This is a genomic window from Streptomyces sp. NPDC047525 (assembly GCF_040643025.1).
GTDB classification, from domain to species: domain Bacteria; phylum Actinomycetota; class Actinomycetes; order Streptomycetales; family Streptomycetaceae; genus Streptomyces; species Streptomyces durmitorensis.
The window spans coordinates 131,951-149,448 of record NZ_JBEYTL010000003.1 but is presented as its reverse complement, the minus strand read 5'-3'; the positions used below and the strand labels follow the sequence as shown (position 1 = coordinate 149,448).

At 68.9% G+C, this 17,498-nt stretch carries 13 protein-coding genes and 1 tRNA gene; 8 read left to right on the top strand and 6 right to left on the bottom strand.

Annotated elements, in window-relative coordinates; genetic code table 11:
• Positions 1-7: 7 nt before the first annotated feature.
• Positions 8-3,532 (bottom strand): ThuA domain-containing protein, encoded by a 3,525-nt coding sequence (locus ABZ833_RS09680; RefSeq protein WP_361043496.1) that lies wholly within the window; start codon positions 3,530-3,532, stop codon positions 8-10.
• 434 nt (positions 3,533-3,966) lie between these two features.
• On the opposite strand from ABZ833_RS09680, the gene ABZ833_RS09675 reads away from it, so the two are divergent.
• From ABZ833_RS09675 to ABZ833_RS09665, 3 genes are all read left to right on the top strand, one after another.
• A complete protein-coding gene (locus tag ABZ833_RS09675) occupies positions 3,967-5,037 on the top strand; it encodes an alpha/beta hydrolase (RefSeq protein ID WP_361043493.1) in 1,071 nt (356 codons plus the stop codon).
• 544 nt (positions 5,038-5,581) lie between these two features.
• Positions 5,582-5,962, top strand: coding sequence for an MmcQ/YjbR family DNA-binding protein (locus ABZ833_RS09670; RefSeq protein ID WP_361043491.1), 381 nt, complete (start codon positions 5,582-5,584; stop codon positions 5,960-5,962).
• 342 nt (positions 5,963-6,304) lie between these two features.
• Positions 6,305-7,654, top strand: a complete 1,350-nt coding sequence (locus ABZ833_RS09665) for an MFS transporter (protein WP_361044733.1) — start codon at positions 6,305-6,307, stop codon at positions 7,652-7,654.
• Here ABZ833_RS09665 and ABZ833_RS09660 read toward each other — a convergent pair.
• The gene (locus tag ABZ833_RS09660) at positions 7,605-8,552 is read right to left on the bottom strand and encodes a transketolase (RefSeq protein WP_361043488.1); all 948 of its coding nucleotides are present in this window, start codon (positions 8,550-8,552) and stop codon (positions 7,605-7,607) included. The two genes, ABZ833_RS09665 and ABZ833_RS09660, sit on opposite strands and share 50 nt — an antisense overlap.
• A gap of 61 nt (positions 8,553-8,613) precedes the next feature.
• Positions 8,614-9,342: a transketolase gene (locus tag ABZ833_RS09655; RefSeq protein WP_361043486.1), complete on the bottom strand. Its 729-nt coding sequence runs from the start codon at positions 9,340-9,342 to the stop codon at positions 8,614-8,616.
• Positions 9,343-9,472: 130 nt separating this feature from the next.
• On the opposite strand from ABZ833_RS09655, the gene ABZ833_RS09650 reads away from it, so the two are divergent.
• Positions 9,473-9,546, top strand: a tRNA-Pro gene (locus ABZ833_RS09650).
• A 107-nt stretch (positions 9,547-9,653) separates the two neighbouring features.
• Here ABZ833_RS09650 and ABZ833_RS09645 read toward each other — a convergent pair.
• A complete protein-coding gene (locus ABZ833_RS09645) occupies positions 9,654-10,202 on the bottom strand; it encodes a hypothetical protein (RefSeq protein WP_361043483.1) in 549 nt (182 codons plus the stop codon).
• A gap of 138 nt (positions 10,203-10,340) precedes the next feature.
• Here ABZ833_RS09645 and ABZ833_RS09640 point away from each other — a divergent pair, with 138 nt between their 5' ends.
• The 3 genes from ABZ833_RS09640 to ABZ833_RS09630 all read left to right on the top strand — a co-directional run bounded on the left by ABZ833_RS09640 (position 10,341) and on the right by ABZ833_RS09630 (position 14,586).
• Positions 10,341-11,903 carry a GMC family oxidoreductase N-terminal domain-containing protein gene (locus ABZ833_RS09640; RefSeq protein WP_361043481.1) on the top strand — a complete coding sequence of 521 codons (1,563 nt, stop codon included), beginning with the start codon at positions 10,341-10,343 and terminating at the stop codon, positions 11,901-11,903.
• Positions 11,904-12,013: 110 nt separating this feature from the next.
• The gene (locus ABZ833_RS09635) at positions 12,014-13,438 is read left to right on the top strand and encodes an aldehyde dehydrogenase family protein (protein WP_361043478.1); all 1,425 of its coding nucleotides are present in this window, start codon (positions 12,014-12,016) and stop codon (positions 13,436-13,438) included.
• Positions 13,435-14,586 (top strand): M20 family metallopeptidase, encoded by a 1,152-nt coding sequence (locus ABZ833_RS09630; protein WP_361043476.1) that lies wholly within the window; start codon positions 13,435-13,437, stop codon positions 14,584-14,586. The genes ABZ833_RS09635 and ABZ833_RS09630 overlap by 4 nt, the downstream gene beginning before the upstream one ends.
• 18 nt (positions 14,587-14,604) lie before the next feature.
• Here ABZ833_RS09630 and ABZ833_RS09625 read toward each other — a convergent pair whose 3' ends face one another.
• On the bottom strand, positions 14,605-15,432 hold the full coding sequence (locus ABZ833_RS09625; protein ID WP_361043473.1) for an MBL fold metallo-hydrolase: 828 nt from the start codon (positions 15,430-15,432) through the stop codon (positions 14,605-14,607).
• 838 nt (positions 15,433-16,270) lie between these two features.
• On the opposite strand from ABZ833_RS09625, the gene ABZ833_RS09620 reads away from it, so the two are divergent.
• The gene (locus ABZ833_RS09620) at positions 16,271-16,720 is read left to right on the top strand and encodes a hypothetical protein (protein ID WP_361043471.1); all 450 of its coding nucleotides are present in this window, start codon (positions 16,271-16,273) and stop codon (positions 16,718-16,720) included.
• Positions 16,721-16,762: 42 nt separating this feature from the next.
• Here the strand turns inward: ABZ833_RS09620 and ABZ833_RS09615 are convergent, their stop codons facing one another.
• A complete protein-coding gene (locus tag ABZ833_RS09615) occupies positions 16,763-17,455 on the bottom strand; it encodes a hypothetical protein (RefSeq protein WP_361043469.1) in 693 nt (230 codons plus the stop codon).
• Between the last annotated feature and the right edge of the window lie 43 nt (positions 17,456-17,498).

The window sequence follows — 17,498 nt, the reverse complement described above, 5'->3', positions numbered from 1 at the left end:
GGTGCCCTCACTTCGCCGTGATCCGGACCGCGCCGGTCGTCGTGTCGCCCTTGTCGTCGGTGACGGTCAGATGCGCCGTGTACGTGCCCTTGCGCGCGTACGTGTGCTCGGCGCTGCCGCTCTCCGTGCCGGTGGGCTTGGCGTTGTCGCCGAAGTCCCAGTGGTACGAGGCCGCGGTGCGGCCCTCCGGGAGCTTCACCGTGCTCGTGAGCTTGACGGCGAGGGGAGCGTTGCCGCTGCCCGGTGCCGCCTTGGGCGTCACCTTCGCGCCTGCCTTCTTCTCGACCCCGGGGCCGTTGAAGTGCAGCCAGTCGACCGTCAGGAGGTCTTCCTTGCCGGACGACCACTCGGGGTTGGTGAAGACGGCGTACAGCTTCGTCGTGCCGTCGTGGTCGGCCAGTTCGGTGGTCGGCGAGATGAAGTTGCCCCAGCCGCCCGTGTTCGGCACGCTCACCTTGCCGAGCAGCTTGCCCGTGGGAGAACCGGCGCGGAACTCGATGTCGCCGCCGAGGCCGCCCGAAGCGGCGCCCACCGTCAAGGAGTCGACGCCCTTGAGGTTCACCGGGTCGAACGACACCCAGTCGCCGTCCTCGATCTCGATGAGCCGTTTGCCGCCGGAGGCGTCCGCGCGGTCACCGATGACCGCACCCTCGTGCGCGCCGCCGGTGGCGGTGCGGTGCTCGCCCTCGCGGAAGGAGGTCCGCAGGGTCAGCGAGGAGGAACCCGTCAGAGCGGGCACACCGGAGGCGCCCTTGTCCTCGTACTGGGCCGTGATCCCGTAGTAGAGATTCTGGCCGGCGCCATGGCTGTCGCCCGCGTCCGTCACGATCTCGCCCGCGCATCCGGTGTAGTTGTCCAGCGGGTGCAGATGGGTGTCGTGCCCGAGCTGGGACTGGACGACGACCCGCTTGCAGTCGATCGGCCCGTCCTCCTTGTCCGTCACCTTGATCTTGAACGGAATGGTGTCCCCGAAGCTGAACGTCCCGCCGTTCGGCGGCTGTTGGATCGTCACCACGGGCCGGGTGTTCCCGACGGTGATCTCCTGCACGGCCAGACCGCTCAGCTCGTCCGGCCCCGTCACCTTCAGGCGCGCGCTGAACTGCCCCTTCTTGGTGTAGGTGTACGTCGGGTTCGCCTCGGTCGAGTCGGTCGTGCCGTTCCCGTCGAAGTCCCACGCGTACGTGACCGGTTTGTCGCCCGGCAGCCCCGAACCCTCGCTGGAGAACGTGACCTTGAGCGGGGTGCTGCCGTTGTCGGGACTGGCCGTGACACGGGCGTCCGGCAGCCGCCCGTCCGCCACGTAGTCGATGCGGTAGATGCCCGCGCCTTCGTTGCTGCCGCCGCGGCCCGTGCCGCTGCCGAGCCCGAAGTCGATGACGTACATCGCGCCGTCAGGACCGAAGTCGGCGTCGAAGGGCTGGTTCCATTTCAGGTCGGGGAAGATGGAGTTGATCGAGTTCAGATCGCCCGACTTGGCAGGATCGAAGCGCGGATCGGTGAACGTCTGGTCCTTCTCCTGCATCGAGAAGACCTTGAACCACTGCCGTGTCAGCTCGTAGTTGAACCACTTCCCCTCGAAGTACTCGGGGAATTTGGTCTTGTACGTGTTGTCCGCGTCGTAGTCGTAGACCGGACCGCTCATCGGGCCGCCGCCGCCCGTGCCGAGTTCGGGGAACTTCTCGGAGGCGGAGTAGGCGTACCAGACGGTCGCGGGCTGCGCCGGCGGCAGTTCGCGCAGTCCTGTGTTGTTCGGTGAATCGTTCACGATCTTCGCGCAGTCGAATTTCGCGCCCGACGTCTTCGTCGCGAAGTCGTAGTCGTTGAACGGGGTGTTGTCGCCGACGCAGTAGGGCCAGCCGTAATTGCCCGCCTTGGTGATGCGGTTGTACTCGACCGTCCCCTCGGGACCGCGGTCGGGGGCTGCGTTCTTCGAGTCGGGCCCGTAGTCGGCCATGAGGAGGGCGCCGCTCACCGGGTCCGTGGTGATGCGGAAGGGATTGCGCATGCCCATCGCGTAGATCTCGGACCGGGTCTTGTCCGTCCCCGGCGCGAAGAGATTCCCCTCGGGCACGGCATAGGTACCGTCGTCCTTCGGCGTGACGCGCAGGACCTTGCCGCGCAGGTCGTTCGTATTGCCCGATGTGCCTTGCGCGTCCCAGGCGCGGCGGCCCTCGCGCTCGTCGATCGGGCTGAATCCGTCCGAAGCGAAGGGATCGGTGTTGTCACCCGTCGCGATGTACAGGTCGCCCTTCTTGTCGAAGGCGATCGAACCCGCCATGTGCGAGTTCGCCCGGCCTTCACCACGCCAGGTGGGAATGGTCAACAGCCGCTTCTCCGAAGCCGGATCGACCTTTCCGCCCGCCTCGGTGAAGCGGGAGAGATTGATGCGTTTCTCGGTCTTGTCGGAGTTCAGGAGATACACCCAGTGGTTGTCCTGGAACTTCGGATCGAGCGCGAGACCGAGCAGCCCGTCCGACTGGCTCGTCATCTCGGGCGTGTAGTCGAAGTCGAGCGCCGTGGAGACCTTCAGCGTCTCCTGGTCGATGATCTTCAGCTTGCCGGTGCGCTGGATGAAGAACACCCGGCGGTCGGGGGCGACGGCCAGCTCGAAGGGGTCGGCCAGGTCGTTCGTGGCGAGCGGTGTGCGCTGGAAGGCGCCGGTCTTGGTGGCGGTGCAGTCGCCGGGCTTGTTGCCCGCGGCCCACTCGATGCCGCCGAGGATGTGCTTGAGGAAGCCCTCCTCCTGGAAGGCCGAGGCGGCGTGCCCGCCCGCCGTGTACCAGGAGCGGCCGCCGTCGTAGTTCTGGCACCAGGACCAGGGCTGGTCGACGCCCTCGTCGAGGCCGGTGACGCCGTCGCGCACCTTGACCTGCGCGAGCGTGTGCACCTTGCCCGTCGGATTGGTGCGCCAGTTGTACCACTCCTCCGTGCGCTCCCAGAGCTCCGGAAGCCCCTTGGTGGAGGGGTGCGCGTGGTCGAGCACCTTCACCCGCCCGGTCTGCACCTCGGGGTGCTTGTCGAAGATCGCGCCGACCAGACCCTCGTACCAGGTCCAGTCCCGCTCGCTGGCCGACGCCGCGTGCAGGCCGACATAGCCGCCACCCGCGCGGACGTACTTCTGGAAGGCCGCGCGCTGCTCGGCGTCGAGCAGATCGCCCTTCTCCGGGGTGGAGTTGGTGTTGTTGAAGACGATGGCCTGGAAGCGGGCGAGATTGGCGTCGGTGAAGGCGGCGGCGTCGTCCGTGGCCTCCACTTCGAAGCCGTTCTCGGCGCCGAGCTTCTTGATGGCCTCGACGCCCGCGGGGATCGAGGCGTGGGGGAAGTTCGTGACCTTGGAGAAGACCAGGACGCGGAAGGGGGCCGCCGCGACCGTCGGCTCGGTCTGGGCCGTCGCGCGGTGCGGTGCGGTGAGGCCGAGGCCGATGACGAGGGCCAGCAGGGCGATGAGCGCGAGCCAGGGGCTCGGCGTGGTGGGGCCTGGTCTCGGCCGGACGGGGCCGCGTCTGGGCGCGGCGGGACTCGTGGAACTCATGGCGCTCCCTGGGCTGGGCGGGTGGACGGCTGCCGGTAGCCGGGTGTGCGGTGAGTGCGAGTTGCGCGGGGGGTGCGGTGCGCGGGGTGCTGCTAGAAAGCGCTTTCTCCTGCGCGTTGTTCAGCGTAGGTTCCGCTCTGACGGGGGGTCAATGGGTCGGAAGGGCCTGGCGTCGTCTGGCGTGAGAAGGGAGTCACCGCGCCGCGCTGGTATGAGGCCGCGTGTGCGGGGGAGGGTTTCAGGGCCAGGAACCGCAGCCGTACGGGAGCTGTGTGCAGGAGCCGAAGCCGAAGCCGAAGCCGAAGCCGAAGCCGTGCGGAGGCCGTGCTGCACAGGAACCGAAACTGTGCGGAGGCCGCGCTGCGCAGGAGCCGAAACCGCACAGCTGCCGTACGGAAGCCATAAAAGAAGCCGCACAAGGGGAGCCTTCCGCAATGCCTGACCAAGCCTCGACGCCCGCCCCCGCCGCGTACACCGCCGGACTCGTGAACGCGGCGGACGGCGTGCCCGTCGCCACGTACACCTGGCTGCCCGACGGCGGCCGACCGCGCGCCTTCGTGCAGATCGCGCACGGCGCGGGCGAACACGGCCTGCGCTACGACCGGTTCGCGCGCCATCTGACGGCGCACGGTTATGGGGTGATCGCCTCCGACCACCGGGGCCATGGCGCGACGGCGCAGGCGACCGGCGGGTACGGGGTGACGGGTTCGTCCGCCGACGCGGGGTCGGGCGAGCCGTCCGACCCAGCGTCCGACGCCCCGTCCGACCCGGCGTCGGACCTCGCGTCCGACGCCCCGTCCGAATCGCCGTCCGGTGCGGCAGCCTCCGACAGTTGGCGCGCCATCGTCGACGACCTCAAGGCGATCGGCGACCAGGTACGCACCCTGCACCCGGGGACCCCGCTCTTCCTGCTGGGCCACAGCATGGGCTCGCACCTGGCCAGGGACTACGCCCAGGAGTACCCGGACGACCTCGCGGGCCTGATCCTCTCCGGGACCTTCCGCTCCCTGCCGGGGGTCGGGATCGAGGAGTCGATCATCCGCCTGGAGCGCGAGATCGCCGAGGACGGCCGCGAAACGCTCTCTTCCTACCTCCCCGAACTCTTCGCCGCCTTCAACGACCCGTACCCCCACCGCACCGGCTTCGAATGGCTCTCGCGCGACGAGGCCGAGGTCGACGCGTACGTGGCCGACGAGCGCTGCGGATTCCCCTTCTCCGCCGGGCTCTGCCTGGACTGGGTGCGTGCCGTGCGCAAGATGAACGACCCGCGGAACCTGGCCCGCGTTCCGGCGGACCTGCCCGTCCACATCGCCGTCGGCACCGAGGACCCCTGCAACCAGGGCATGACGCTGGTTCACGAACTCGTGGAGGACTTCCGGTACGTGGGCCTGGACGACCTCACCTGGAGGGGGTACGAGGGGGCGCGCCACGAGATCCTCAACGAGACCAACAGGGACGAGGTGCAGGAGGACCTGCGGAGCTGGCTGGACAAGCACGTGTTGTGAGGGTGAGCTGTGAGGACGTGCTGTGAGGACGTGTGGCTCGTCGAGATGGGTGGCACCTACGAGGTACGGGCCGGGCCGGGCTGTCGCAGGGCCGGAGCAGTGCGCTTCGGCACCCGGCGCCCGGCGCCCGGCACCCGCATCCAGCCATGCACAGCGCCTGATCCGGCCTCAGTTGCTCCTGCTCGGAGCAAGCTGCTTCCCATCAACACCCCTCGTCCCTATGGTGATACGGATTCGACAGCGCGCCTGGGGGTGAGACCGATGTCCTTTACCGAGATTGCCGTAGCCGTGATCACGGCCGGGCCTGCCTACATTGCGGTCTGGTTGACCGCCCGCAAGGCCCAGGGCGAGCCGGCACAACCACAGGCTTGTGCGCAGTGCGCCGTCTGTGATCAGTGCGAGGGTCGAACCCCGCCGGGTGGCATGCCGGGTGACGTCACGGTTTGGGCTCTCGCGGCCTGATCCCCTTCTCTTCGCGGTACTGCGGCGCCCGCCACCTCCAGGGTGGCGGGCGCTGTCAGTGGTGTTGGCTACCGTTCGTGGCATGTCTCGAGCTCATGCCAAAGCCCACGTCACGGGTGACGATGTACGCCGTGTCGCACTGGCCCTGCCGGATACGACGGAGAAGATCGCCTGGAGCATGCCCACCTTCCGGGTGGCCGGAAAGATGTTCGCCACACTCCCCGAGGACGAGACGTCCATCGCCGTGCGGTGCCCGAAGGAGGAGCGCGACGAGTTGGTCCTCGCGGAGCCGGACAAGTTCTGGATCGCCGACCACGAGGCGATGTTCGCCTGGGTGCGCGCACGGCTCTCGGCCCTGGACACCACTGAGCTGAAGGACATCCTCGCCGACTCCTGGCGCCAGGCGGCTCCCACCCGACTCCTGGACGCCTACCCGGAGTTGGGGCTCCCGCCGACGAGCTAGCCGGGCCAACAGCGGCCGGTCCACAAAGGATCGGCCGCTGTCAGTGCCCCGTGGCATGATCCAGGCAGGGGTGGCGGGTGGGGCTCGCGGGACGACCGGCCGGGCACAGCCACCAGGGGAGGGGCAGGGGTGCGGGTGCCGTCAGGTGACGGGTTTGACGAGGGTGGGCGTCCTGACGAGGGCGGACGGTTCGTCGAGGGCGGGCGCGAGAGGGACTCGGTGGAGGGCGGCGCGCCGCGCGACCCCGACCCCGAGGTCATGGCGACCGGGCGCAAGGCCGAGCCTCGCGATCTCAAGGCCATGGTGACCGACCGGAAGGTCGTGCCTCGCGGCCGCAAGGTCATGCCGCCGACCGGCGGCGCGGTCTTGTCGATGACCGCTGAGGGCGAGCGTCAGGGCATCTGGTCGCGGGACTTCGGGTTCTTCTTCGGCGCGCGGACCGTGGCCAAGCTGGGCGACACCATGCTGCCCGTCGCGCTCGCCGCGGGACTGCTCCAGCACGGGCACGGAGCGGGCGCCGTCGGTCTCGCGATGGCCGCCACGACGGTCTGTTTCGCGGGCCTGGTGATCTTCGGCGGGGTCTTCGCCGACCGGTTCAGCACCCGCCTGCTGATGATCGGCGCAGACGTGGTCAGGCTCGCCACGCAGTCGGTCGCGGCGGTCCTCTTCTTCACCGATCACGTCGTCCTCTGGCAGATCTGTGTGATCGGCGCGGTGAACGGCGCGGCGGGCGCGCTCTTCCAGCCCGGCGTCGCCAGCACGGTCCCGCGTCTGGCCACCGACGTCCAGAAGGCCAACGGCGCGATACGTGTCGCGGAGTCGGCCGCGGCCCTGGCAGGACCGGCCGTCGCGGGCGTCCTCGTGGCCTTCGCCTCGCCGGGCGCGGTCTTCGCCGCGCACGCGGGAACGTACGGACTGAGCGCACTGTGCCTGGTGCTGCTCCGGCTGCCGCCCGCGCTGCCCGGCTCGCTCCCGCACAGCAACGGCTTCCGGGCGGATCTGGTGCAGGGCTGGCGGGAGTTCAGGTCCCGCACCTGGCTCTGGGGCGTCATCGCCATCTTCTGCGTCCTGATGATCACGACCACGGGCCCGCTGACGCCACTCGTCGCCACGCTCGTCGTCCAGGAGCACGGCTCGGGAGCGTACGGCCTGGTGAACTCCGCCCTGGGCGCGGGCACCGTGCTCGGCGGCCTGGTCGCTCTGCGCCTGCGCCCCCGCCGCATGCTCCGCGCCGGGTCCCTCGCCCTGATCGGCTACTGCGCGTTCCCGGCCGCCGTCGGCGCCCAGCTCGGCGTCCCGCTGATGGCGCTGGGCGCCGCGATCGCGGGCGCCGGGCTCTCCTTCTGGGGCGTCATGTGGGCGACCAGCGTCCAGACCCAGGTGCCGCCCGACGTCCTCAACCGCATCCATGCCTACGACGTCGCGGGATCGATCGCCCTGCTCCCGGTCGGCCAGGCACTCGCGGGTCCCGCCGCGAGTGCCTTCGGCGCGGAGCAGGTGCTGATCACAGGCGCCGTGACGACGGTCGTCGTCTGCCTGGGCCTGCTCTCGGTGCCCGCGATACGCGGATTGGTGCGGGTGGACGGGAGAGCACCTGTGTCGGCCGGGGGAGCGGATCCCGGACGGCCGGATCGAACGACGGCTAGTCGGAGGACGCCTGCACGAGAGCCCGCGCCCCCAGGAAGCCGGTGATCCGCTCCCGCAGTGAGCGGACGTCGAGACCGTGCGCGGCCATGTGCTCGTCGATCTGACCGTAGCGGCGCAGCTCGGCACGGCCGACGCCCAGCCCGAGGACCCGGTGCGGGACGTCGGCGAGGGCATCGTTCGCGGCGGCGGTGGAGGTCCCGGCGAGGTAGGGCTCGACCACGACGACATCGGCGACCGCCCCCGTGCCCGCCGCCGTGTCCGACCCCGTCGCGCGGCGCAGTGCTTCCCCGTCGAAGGGCCGCACGGTGGTCGCGTACAGCACGGTGAGATCGAGGCCCTCGGTGGCGGCGAGCACGTTGTCCAGCATCGGCCCGACGGCGATCACGACCCCGTCGCGCCCTTCGCGCACGGTGTGGAAGCGCGCTCCGTCGACCGGCAGCCCCCGGGCGTTCGACTGCACCGAGAGCCGGACGTACACCTTGTCGTCGCCCGCGGCGACAGCGTGCCGCAACAGCGTCTCGGCCTCGTCCGGGTGCCCCGGCACGTGCACGGTCCAGCCGTCCAGCGTGTCGAGCAGGGCCACGTCGCCCGGCGACATGTGCGTGAAGCCGCCGGCGGGCCAGTCGAAGGAGGCGGCGGCACTGACGAGTACCCCGCCCACGCCTTGATGCCCGAAGTCCAGCTTCACCTGCTCGAACGGCCGCTCCACGAGGAAGCTCGCAAAGGTGTGCACGACGGGCCGCAGCCCGGCGAGGGCGAGCCCGGCGCCGGTCCCGACGAGCAACTGCTCCCGGATCCCGACATTGATCACCCGGTCCGGGTGCTTGCGTTGCGCCTCCGTGAACGCGTCCGCGCCGATCTCGGCGAGGACGACGGCGACGCGGGGATCCTCGTCGAGCAGCCGGGAGAGGACGGGGCCGAAGCGATCACGCATGGTGTCCATGACAGAGAAACCTCCACTAGAGGACTGAAGAATCAGCGCATAGGTGGGTCGGGGAGAGAGCTCAGGCGACCTTGGGCTCGCCCACGGCGCCCTTGCCCTCGACCCGGGCCACGATCACCCGCGGCCGCCCCGGATGCGGCGCGGTGAACGCCGCGTACAACGCGTCGTGATCACGTCCGTCGACGGTCTCGGCGGACCACCCCGCGGCCTCGAAGCGCGCTGCGATGCCGCCGGGCCTGGCATGCCGGGCGGACGCGTTGTCGATCACGACGGTGTGCAGAGGCTCGAGCCCGGACGGCCCGGCGAAGGCGATGGCCTCGTGATTGCTGCCCTCGTCCAGCTCCGCGTCCCCCACGAGCACCCACACCCGGGCGTCGGCGCTGCCCCGAGCCCTGAGTCCCAGCGCCGTACCGACCGCGATCGGCAGCCCATGCCCGAGGGACCCGCTCCCGATCTCGACCCCCGGCACGAGCACCCGGTCCGGGTGGTGCCCCAGCGGGGAGTCGTAGCCCCCGAACCCCTCAAGCCAGTCGACGGGAATGAATCCCTTGGCGGCGAGGACGGCGTAGTACGCCATGGGCCCGTGCCCCTTGGAGAGCAGGAACCGGTCGCGCCCCGGGTCGTCCACACGCTCGGGTGTGACCCTGAGCACCCGGTCGTACAGAACCCAGAGCGCGTCGAGGGTGGACGTCGCTGCGGGCCCGTGCTTCTCGTCCCCCGTCATCCGCCCCATGAGGCGGGACAGGTCTGCGTATCCATGTCCGTATCCGCGTTCCGCTGTCGTCGTCATGACACCGAGCGTGCAACCTCAAGCGGGCTTGAGGTCAACAGGGCGCGAAAGGCGTGAGCGATCACGGCTTGGAGTGCGGTATTGTTTCGGTGCGCGTTCGGCCAGGGGAAACCCCAGGTCACACGGGCACCGGGACGTGGCGCAGCTTGGTAGCGCACTTGACTGGGGGTCAAGGGGTCGCAGGTTCAAATCCTGTCGTCCCGACGGAAACGTCGCAGGTAGGGGTCACCTTCGGGTGGCCCCTGCTTCGTTGTGGGGGCTTTTGGGTACGGGGAGCCGCTCCCCGTACCCCTGTGGTGCTCGGCCGGCTGTCACGGCTGCTTTTTGTTCGCCGTCCAGGTCGCGGTGTACTCCGCCAGCATCGACTCCAGGTGCCCCACCATGAAGCGGTAGTAGTCGTGCATGTCGCGCAGCCGCCCACGCTGTTCCTCGGACATGTCGGCGGACATGTCGGCGCCGCGCTCCTGTGCGTGCGCGGCGAGTTCGCGCAGTTCCGTGGTCGTGGCCACGATGTGGCGCAGGCAGCCGACCCAGGCGTCGTCGCGCCACCGGTAGACGAAGTGCCGCGCCCCTGGCTCCTTGTAGCGCTCCACGGTGCCGTTGGCGATGAGCAGTCGCGTCATCTCCGAGGCCGACCCCTTGCTGGCGTCCAGGGCTTCCTGGAGTTGGGCGAGGGCCAGCGGCTTGTCGCTCAGCATCAGCAGTCCTGCGGCGCGGCCTGCCATGCGCGGCCAGCCCATGGCCCTGCCGACGTGGGTGCCGAACTCCTCGACCAGTGCATCGGGCGCGTTGTGTGAGCTGTGTGAGTCGTGCGAGTCGTCTGTGCCGTGCTCGGTCGCCTGGCCGCCCTGATCGGACACGGAACTCCTGGAAGTCAGTAGAAGATGAACGTTCAGTCTTGACTGAACTCACTACAAGGTCGATATTACAAGCTCTCCGGCCCGATACCTAGGCCACGTCAGATCGCCCTGAGTTCGCCCTACGGCGGGAGAAGCAGCATGACGAGCACGAGCTGGGACGTCATTGTGGTGGGTGCCGGGTCCGCCGGCGCCGCGCTCGCCGCGCGCTCGGCGGAGAAGGGCAAGCGCGTCCTCCTGGTGGAGGCCGGCCCCGACTACCGCTCCGCGCAGATGCACGAGGCGTGGCGCTCACCCAATCCGGCGGTCGCGCTGATGAACCCCACCGCGGCCGAGGGGCTGCTGTGGGCGGGCCTGAATTCCTCGCGCACCGACTCGCAGACGCAAGCGCCGTACTGGCGCGGCAGGGGCGTCGGCGGCAGCTCGTCGATCAACGGGCAGATCGCGATCCGGCCCCCCATGGCGGACTTCGAGGACTGGAGCGGGCTCGGGTGTACGGGCTGGTCTCCGGCGGATGTCCTGCCGTACTTCGCGAGACTGGAGGACGACGAGCAGTTCGGTGACGAGCCGTATCACGGCCGCGGTGGACCGACACCGATTTACCGGACGCCACAGGACGAGTGGGGTGGGGTCGACACCGCGCTGTCCCGCTCCGCCCTCGCGGCGGGGTTCGGCTGGGCCGCGGATGTCAACGCCCCTTCCTCGCACGGGGTTTCGCCCTATCCGATCAACTCCCGGGGCGGCCGCCGGGTGTCGGTCAACGACGCGTACCTGGAACAGGCCCGGGAGCTGGGCACGTTGACCGTGCTGGGTGACGCCCTGGTCGAGAAGGTGGTGTTCGCCGGGGACCGGGCGGTGGGGGTGCGGCTGCTCGTCGACGGACGGGTGACGACCGAGCGCGCCGGCACGGTCGTGCTCAGTGCAGGCGTCATCCACTCACCCGGCATCCTCATGCGCTCGGGCATCGGACCCGCGTCGCACTTGCGCGCGCTCGGCATCGACGTGCGCCACGACCTGCCGGTGGGCCACGGCATGCAGGACCACCCGATGGCGCTGGTGTCGATCCCGCTGCGGGAGTCGGCGGCGGTCAAGACGCCGCACGACCGGCACACCAACGTCTGCGTCCGGTGGACCAGCGGCGACGACGCCCCCGACAACGACCTGATGTTCGTCTCGCTCAACCAGAACGTGCTGGCGATGGCCGCTGCCACAACCACCACCGCTTCCGGGGCGTTCGGAATCTGGCTGAACCAGAACGACTCCCGGGGCGTACTGACGTTGGCGTCCGCCGACCCCTTCGACCAGCCGCTGGTGCGGCAGCGGATGCTGTCCGACGAACGGGACCTCCGCCGCATGCGTCACGGCGTACGGGCGCTCGTCGACCTGGCGCGCCGACCCGAGACGGCAGCCATCACGGAAGGATCGCTCGAGAAGGAGAACGCGGCACTGTTCTCCGTCCTGGACAGCGACCGGGGCCTCGACGGCTACCTGCTGACGACGGTCATGGACGCACAACACGGCACCAGCACCTGCCGCATGGGCCCGACCGACGACCCCGGCACTGTCGTGGACAGCGCGTGCCGCGTCCTCGGCATCGAGGGCCTGTACGTGGTCGACGCCTCGGTCTTCCCGTCCGTGCCCCGGGCCAACACCAACCTGGCCACGATCATGGCGGGCGAACTCATGGCCGACCGCATCGCCTGACACGGCGCGCTCGTGACCCGGCACGCTCGTGCCACGGCACCGCTTGCCCGACACCGCTTGCTCGACCGAGGCGTGCGCGCCGCCGCGTCTTCACATGAAGGAGATTCCCGATGAGGACCTTGCAGAACCTGACCGGCGGCGTCTGGGGAGACTCCTTCGATGACGCGCTGCTCGACGTCGTCAACCCCGCGACCGAGGATGTCATCGCCCGCCTGCCCGGCGGCTGTCGGGCCGACGCGGACCGGGCGGTGGCCGCAGCGGTGAAGGCGCAGCCCGCATGGGCGGCCCTGACCGTGACCGAACGCGTCACACACATCTCGGCGTGGGCCGACACCGTCGCCGAGCACGCGGACGAACTCGCCGACCTGGAGTGCCGGGAGATGGGCAAGCCGGTCGGCGTCGGCCGTACGTTCATCGACGGGGCGGTCGCCGGCCTCAAGGCGTCCGCGGCCCAGGCGCTGTCGTACGGCTTCGAGGAGAACGTCGGCCATCCCGACGGCAGCGCCACGAAAATCCTGCGCCATCCGCTGGGGGCCACCGCGGTGATCACGCCGTGGAACTTCCCCGTCGCCATGGTGCTCGGTGCGCTCGGCCCGCTGCTGGCCGTCGGCAACACCGTCGTCGTCAAACCCTCCGAACGATCGCCGTTGTCGACCGTGCGGCTCTTCGAACTGCTCGACCTCCCGCCCGGTGTGGTCAACCTCGTCCTCGGCGACGCGCGTGCCGGAGCGCCGCTGGCCGAGCACGCGGACATCCAGCTCGTGCACTTCACCGGATCCGTCGGGGCCGGCCGGAAGGTCGGTGCGGGAACCGGCAAGCTGCTGCACCGCGCCGTCCTCGAACTCGGCGGCAAGGACCCCGTCGTCGTCGACGCCGGGGTCGACCCCGGCGCGACAGCGAAAGCGGTGGCGTTCGGTGCCTTCATCAACACCGGGCAGATCTGCACGTCCATGGAGCGCATATACGTGCATCAGGACATCGCCGAGGAGTTCATCGAGGCCCTGGTGGAGGCGGCGGGGACGTACACCGTCGGCGACGGTCATGGCGAGGGCGTCATGATGGGACCTCTGGTCGACGAGCGGCAGCGCGACACGGTCCGCAGGCATGTCGCCGAGGCCGTCGAGCGCGGTGCGACGGTCCGTGCGGGGGGAGTCGAACCGGACGGCAAGGGCTTCTTCTACCCGGCCACGGTGCTGACCGGCGTCGACGACTCGATGCTGGTGATGACCGAGGAGACCTTCGGACCGCTCGCCCCGGTCGTGGTCGTCTCCTCCTTCGAGGAAGGGCTCGAGCGTGCCGCCCGGTCCCGCTTCGGCCTCGCGGCCACCGTCTACACCCGCGACCCCGACCATGTGGCCGCAGCCACCCGGATCCCCGCGGGCGTCGTCTGGATCAATCAGTGGCAGGGCGGTGGCCCCGAACGCCTCTACGAACCGGCCGGCGACAGCGGCATGGGCGCCACCGGTGCGAGCGCGGCCTACGACGCCGCCACCCGCCCGGCCTCCGTCCACATCGCTGCCAGGACCGCGTCGTGAGATCCGCGCCGATGCATCCCAAGACCCTCATCGAGAAGCGGATCCGGGCTGCGGAGCGCGACCTGGTGAGCCTCTCCCATCGCATCCACGCCCATCCGGAACTGGCCTTCGAAGAGGTCCGTGCCAGTACCTGGGTCGCCCAGCACCTGAGCGCGGCCGGCTTCGACGTCGAGCACGGCTGCTACGGCATGCCCACCGCGGTCCGCGCCACCGTGGGCTCCGGGCCGCTGCGCCTCGCCATCTGCGCGGAGTACGACGCGCTGCCGGAGATCGGCCACGCCTGCGGGCACAACATCATCGCCGCCGCCGCGGTGGGCGCCGGAGTCGGCCTCGCCGGACTCGCCGACGACCTCGGACTGACGGTCACCGTGCTCGGGACTCCGGCCGAGGAAGGGGGCGGCGGCAAGGTCCTGATGCTCGAACGCGGAGCCTTCGAGGAGATGGACGCCGCCATGATGGTGCACCCCGCGGCTGTCGAAATGGCTGCCATGCCCGGCACCGCGGTCTCCCAGTTCGACATTCATTACCGCGGCACGCCCGCGCACGCGGGCGCCTACCCCGAGCGCGGAGTCAACGCCGCCGACGCCATGACCGTCGCCCAAGTGGCCATCGGTCTGCTGCGTCAGCAGACCACGGGCGCGGACCGCATCCAGGGCATCGTCACCGAGGCAGGCAGCGCGGCGAACGTCATCCCGGATTCCAGCCGAGGCCGATGGGTGGTCCGCTCGGACACCCTGGAGGCGCTCGCCCCCCTCAAGGCCCGTGTGGCGCGCTGCTTCGAGGCCGGAGCGCTGGCCGCCGGGTGCGAACTGACCGTGAGCCCCGTCGGCCCCGACTACGCCGACCTGCGCCCCGATCCCGCGATGCTGGCTCTGTACCGGGCCAACGCCGAGGCCCTCGGCCGCACTTTCCCGGCCCTGCCCGGCGGAGCTGCCGTCGGAGCCGCCACCGACATGGGCAACGTCTCCCACGCCGTACCCACCATCCATCCCATGCTCGGTCTCGACTGCGCGCCCGCGGTCAACCACCAGCGCGAGTTCACGGCCGCGTGCGTCACACCGGCCGCCGACCGCGCCGTCCTCGACGGCGCCATCGCGATGGCCTGGACCGCGGCCGACCTCGCCGCAGCCTTTGACCGCGCGTCGTGAGCACCCACCCGATCATTCCTAGTCGGGCGTCCCGTCGCGCGCACTTCTCTGGGCGAAGCGCTGGAATTGCCCTTCGTGTATGTCGTTCACCCACTCCCAGCCGGGCTTGACGGAGGGGCCGATCCGTGGGTCGTCGGGAACATGGGCGTCACGCAGGGCGTGCACGTACGCTCGATCCTGGTTGATCCTTGCGCGTACCTGATCAGCTATGCCGACGGACCCATGACCGGGGATGAGGACATCAACGTCGTCCGCCACGTCCTCGAGCAGCCGCAGCCCGACGAGGTAGTCCTCAATCGGGTCGGCAGAGTCGTCGAGCATCGGAATGAAGAGATCGGAGAGCATGTCGCCGGCGACGAGAACCCTGCGTTCTTCGATCAACAGCGCCGCATGGCCCGGGGCATGCGCCGGATGCTCAATGATCCGGACCTTGGGGCCGTCCCAAGGGATCTGCGCGGTTTCAGCCGGCAGACCCGTGATGAGGCCGAACAGGTCCAACGGTGTTTCCTCGGCGATTTCCGGCGGCAATCCATCGGTGACGCGGGTCCGCCAGTCCGCGTTCGACAGCAGATCCTGCATGAAGGACGCGCAGCGCGCTGTACCGTAACGAGGGGCTTTGCCAAGGTCGGCATGCCAGAGAACGTGATCCCAATCAGGATGCGTCGAGAATCCTGCGATGACGGGCTGGCCCAACTCACGAAGGTCGTTCGCCAGGCAGGTCATTTCCCCGCTTGTTATCCCGGCGTCTATGATCAACACGCCGCCCCTGCCCTGCACGACAGCGGTGTTGTTCTGGAGTAACTCGCTCTGGTGGACCAGCACACCCTCCGCGACCTGCTTCAGCATGGGGCTCCTCCCGTTGGTGACTTGCCGGAAAGACTGACGCACACCACTCTCAACGGCAAGGGCGAACCGGGAAGACCAACGGCAGTTGACTCAGCCGCAGGCGCATTGTCGTGCTCTGGAGATCTACAACCCGGCTTCGCGAAGAGCTACCTTCTGTTTCTCAGCTGCCCTCTGCTTCGCCCGCCTGTCTTGAGCCCACCCTTCGGTTATCGGTGAATTCGCTTCGAGCTCTGATTTGCGAGCCGTAAGTTCGTTCAACTGGGTGCGAGAGGTTTCGGCGGTCGGCATACTAAGGTGCGCAAGGTCGTAGTAGGAGGTCCGCAGAGTCGCGAAGCCTGCCGCTGCGCGTCGATGGGCTTCAGCTTGTTCCTTGAGTCCGAGTTGCGCCTCTAGAGCTATCGACGCGGCGCCCAACGCGCCAAGCGATCCGGCCACGTACGACCATGAGGTCCCAGTTTCTGCGGCCGCCAAAAGAGTTCCTCCGGCAAGAGCGCCGAAAACAGCACCAAACCCAGTGAGAATCGCGGAAAGGAATCGCCACCTGCGGTGCGAAAGCTGATGTTCTCGTGCTCTCTCGCCGCATCCCCGGACGTGCTGACGGGCGCGCTTTTGGACTTCTTCCACCGTGGGCTCACCCATGGCGGTTCGCCGCCTTCTGAGGTCCTGTCCTTCAACGTCCATGATAGGTGAGCGTGATGAAAGCCACCCCTTGGGCATACACCTGACTGTCGACGCCCACCACCCGAACTGATCAAAGTGGCGGCGCAGATCACGCTTGTCGAGTAGATCATGCTTGTCGAACAGCGTCCGGAGAGCCGTGCTCCACGGAGGAGCAGGGGTGTTCCGCGAGTCGCCCAGAGGTGTCGACGGAGAAATCCCCTCCCTCTCGTCATTCTTCTTTCGAATGATGCTCACTGGCAGTGATTTGGGCACGCTCAACCCCTACGAACGGTCAACACTCCGGGTCTACACTGAGGTTCGCGTCATGGGGGGTCGCATGGAGCCACAGATTCGGTTAGCGGGTTCGGCGAGGCAGTTCATGCGGGAGCTGGGCAGGCCTGAACAGCGGATTCTGGCCGAGGCGCTCAAGTCCGCGTTCGGCGGGAAGAATCACTCTTTGGTCGTACGCGCGCGACTGGCGCCCGACGGGTACCTGGGAATGCTGTTGGCCATCGGGTACTTGATCGCCTATCGGCCGATGACCAGCGCCGATCTCAAGCAGTACGACTGTGATCGCGGGGTCATCATTATGGACATGATGAGTGGCAGTGATGCTCAGCCCTTCTGAAAAGCGTTGGCCAGAGCCTGGCGCTGAGGGCGGCCATCTTCGTCAGTTCGCCACGCAGATCACGGGTGGACTCTCGGGCTTGGGCGGATTGGCGGCGTAGGCATAGGAACTGAGGGCCAGGACCGCAATGAGTGAGGCCCAGGCAAGACGGACTCTCATACGTCGGAAGAGCTGCAGGGTCCAGTAGTAATTGGCGCACTGGACCACTTCGCGTGCCGTGGCGCGCAACCGGTCGGCAAGGAGCAGTGCCGCTTCACGTCTGGCGGGTTCGGTGGCCGGGGAGTTGATCTCGTCGTCGGTCTCACGGAGCTTGCGATGGAGGGCGCCGAGGTCAGTGGCCACGTGCCCGTACAGCTCAAGCCGGTTCTCGTCCAGCCGTCGAACGACTGCCCCGAAATGTCGGCGGCGTCGGCTGTCCGGCTCGTCATGCAGCAGGGAGTCCACGTCCTCATCGGTGAAGCTTCCGAGCGTGACCCAGTCCTGCGAGAGGACGGACGAGGCGCTGGTGGCCATGTAGCCGAGGGCGGCGAGGGCGACGGCCGCGCTTGCCAGGGCTACCCATAAACGCCAGGAATCCGCGCTGAGTTCACCTATGCCGGTGAGCTGAAGCCCTGCCGCCAGGGCCGCTCCTGCGCCGGCGAAGGCGGTGAGCAGCCACTTCGCGGTCGAGCGTAACGACTCCAGGGCGGTGGTGTATCCCGAGCCCAGGCTTGGCTGTTCGACGCTGTCGGACATCTCGGCCCCCTCATCCGGCGACCCCTGATGTGCCGTCAACGGT

Coding starts and splice junctions, on each gene's coding strand:
- ABZ833_RS09680 (WP_361043496.1), bottom strand. CDS start 3,532: ATGAGTTCCACGAGTCCCGCCGCGCCCAGACGCGGCCCCGTCCGGCCG.
- ABZ833_RS09675 (WP_361043493.1), top strand. CDS start 3,967: ATGCCTGACCAAGCCTCGACGCCCGCCCCCGCCGCGTACACCGCCGGA.
- ABZ833_RS09670 (WP_361043491.1), top strand. CDS start 5,582: ATGTCTCGAGCTCATGCCAAAGCCCACGTCACGGGTGACGATGTACGC.
- ABZ833_RS09665 (WP_361044733.1), top strand. CDS start 6,305: ATGCCGCCGACCGGCGGCGCGGTCTTGTCGATGACCGCTGAGGGCGAG.
- ABZ833_RS09660 (WP_361043488.1), bottom strand. CDS start 8,552: ATGGACACCATGCGTGATCGCTTCGGCCCCGTCCTCTCCCGGCTGCTC.
- ABZ833_RS09655 (WP_361043486.1), bottom strand. CDS start 9,342: ATGACGACGACAGCGGAACGCGGATACGGACATGGATACGCAGACCTG.
- ABZ833_RS09640 (WP_361043481.1), top strand. CDS start 10,341: ATGACGAGCACGAGCTGGGACGTCATTGTGGTGGGTGCCGGGTCCGCC.
- ABZ833_RS09635 (WP_361043478.1), top strand. CDS start 12,014: ATGAGGACCTTGCAGAACCTGACCGGCGGCGTCTGGGGAGACTCCTTC.
- ABZ833_RS09625 (WP_361043473.1), bottom strand. CDS start 15,432: ATGCTGAAGCAGGTCGCGGAGGGTGTGCTGGTCCACCAGAGCGAGTTA.
- ABZ833_RS09615 (WP_361043469.1), bottom strand. CDS start 17,455: ATGTCCGACAGCGTCGAACAGCCAAGCCTGGGCTCGGGATACACCACC.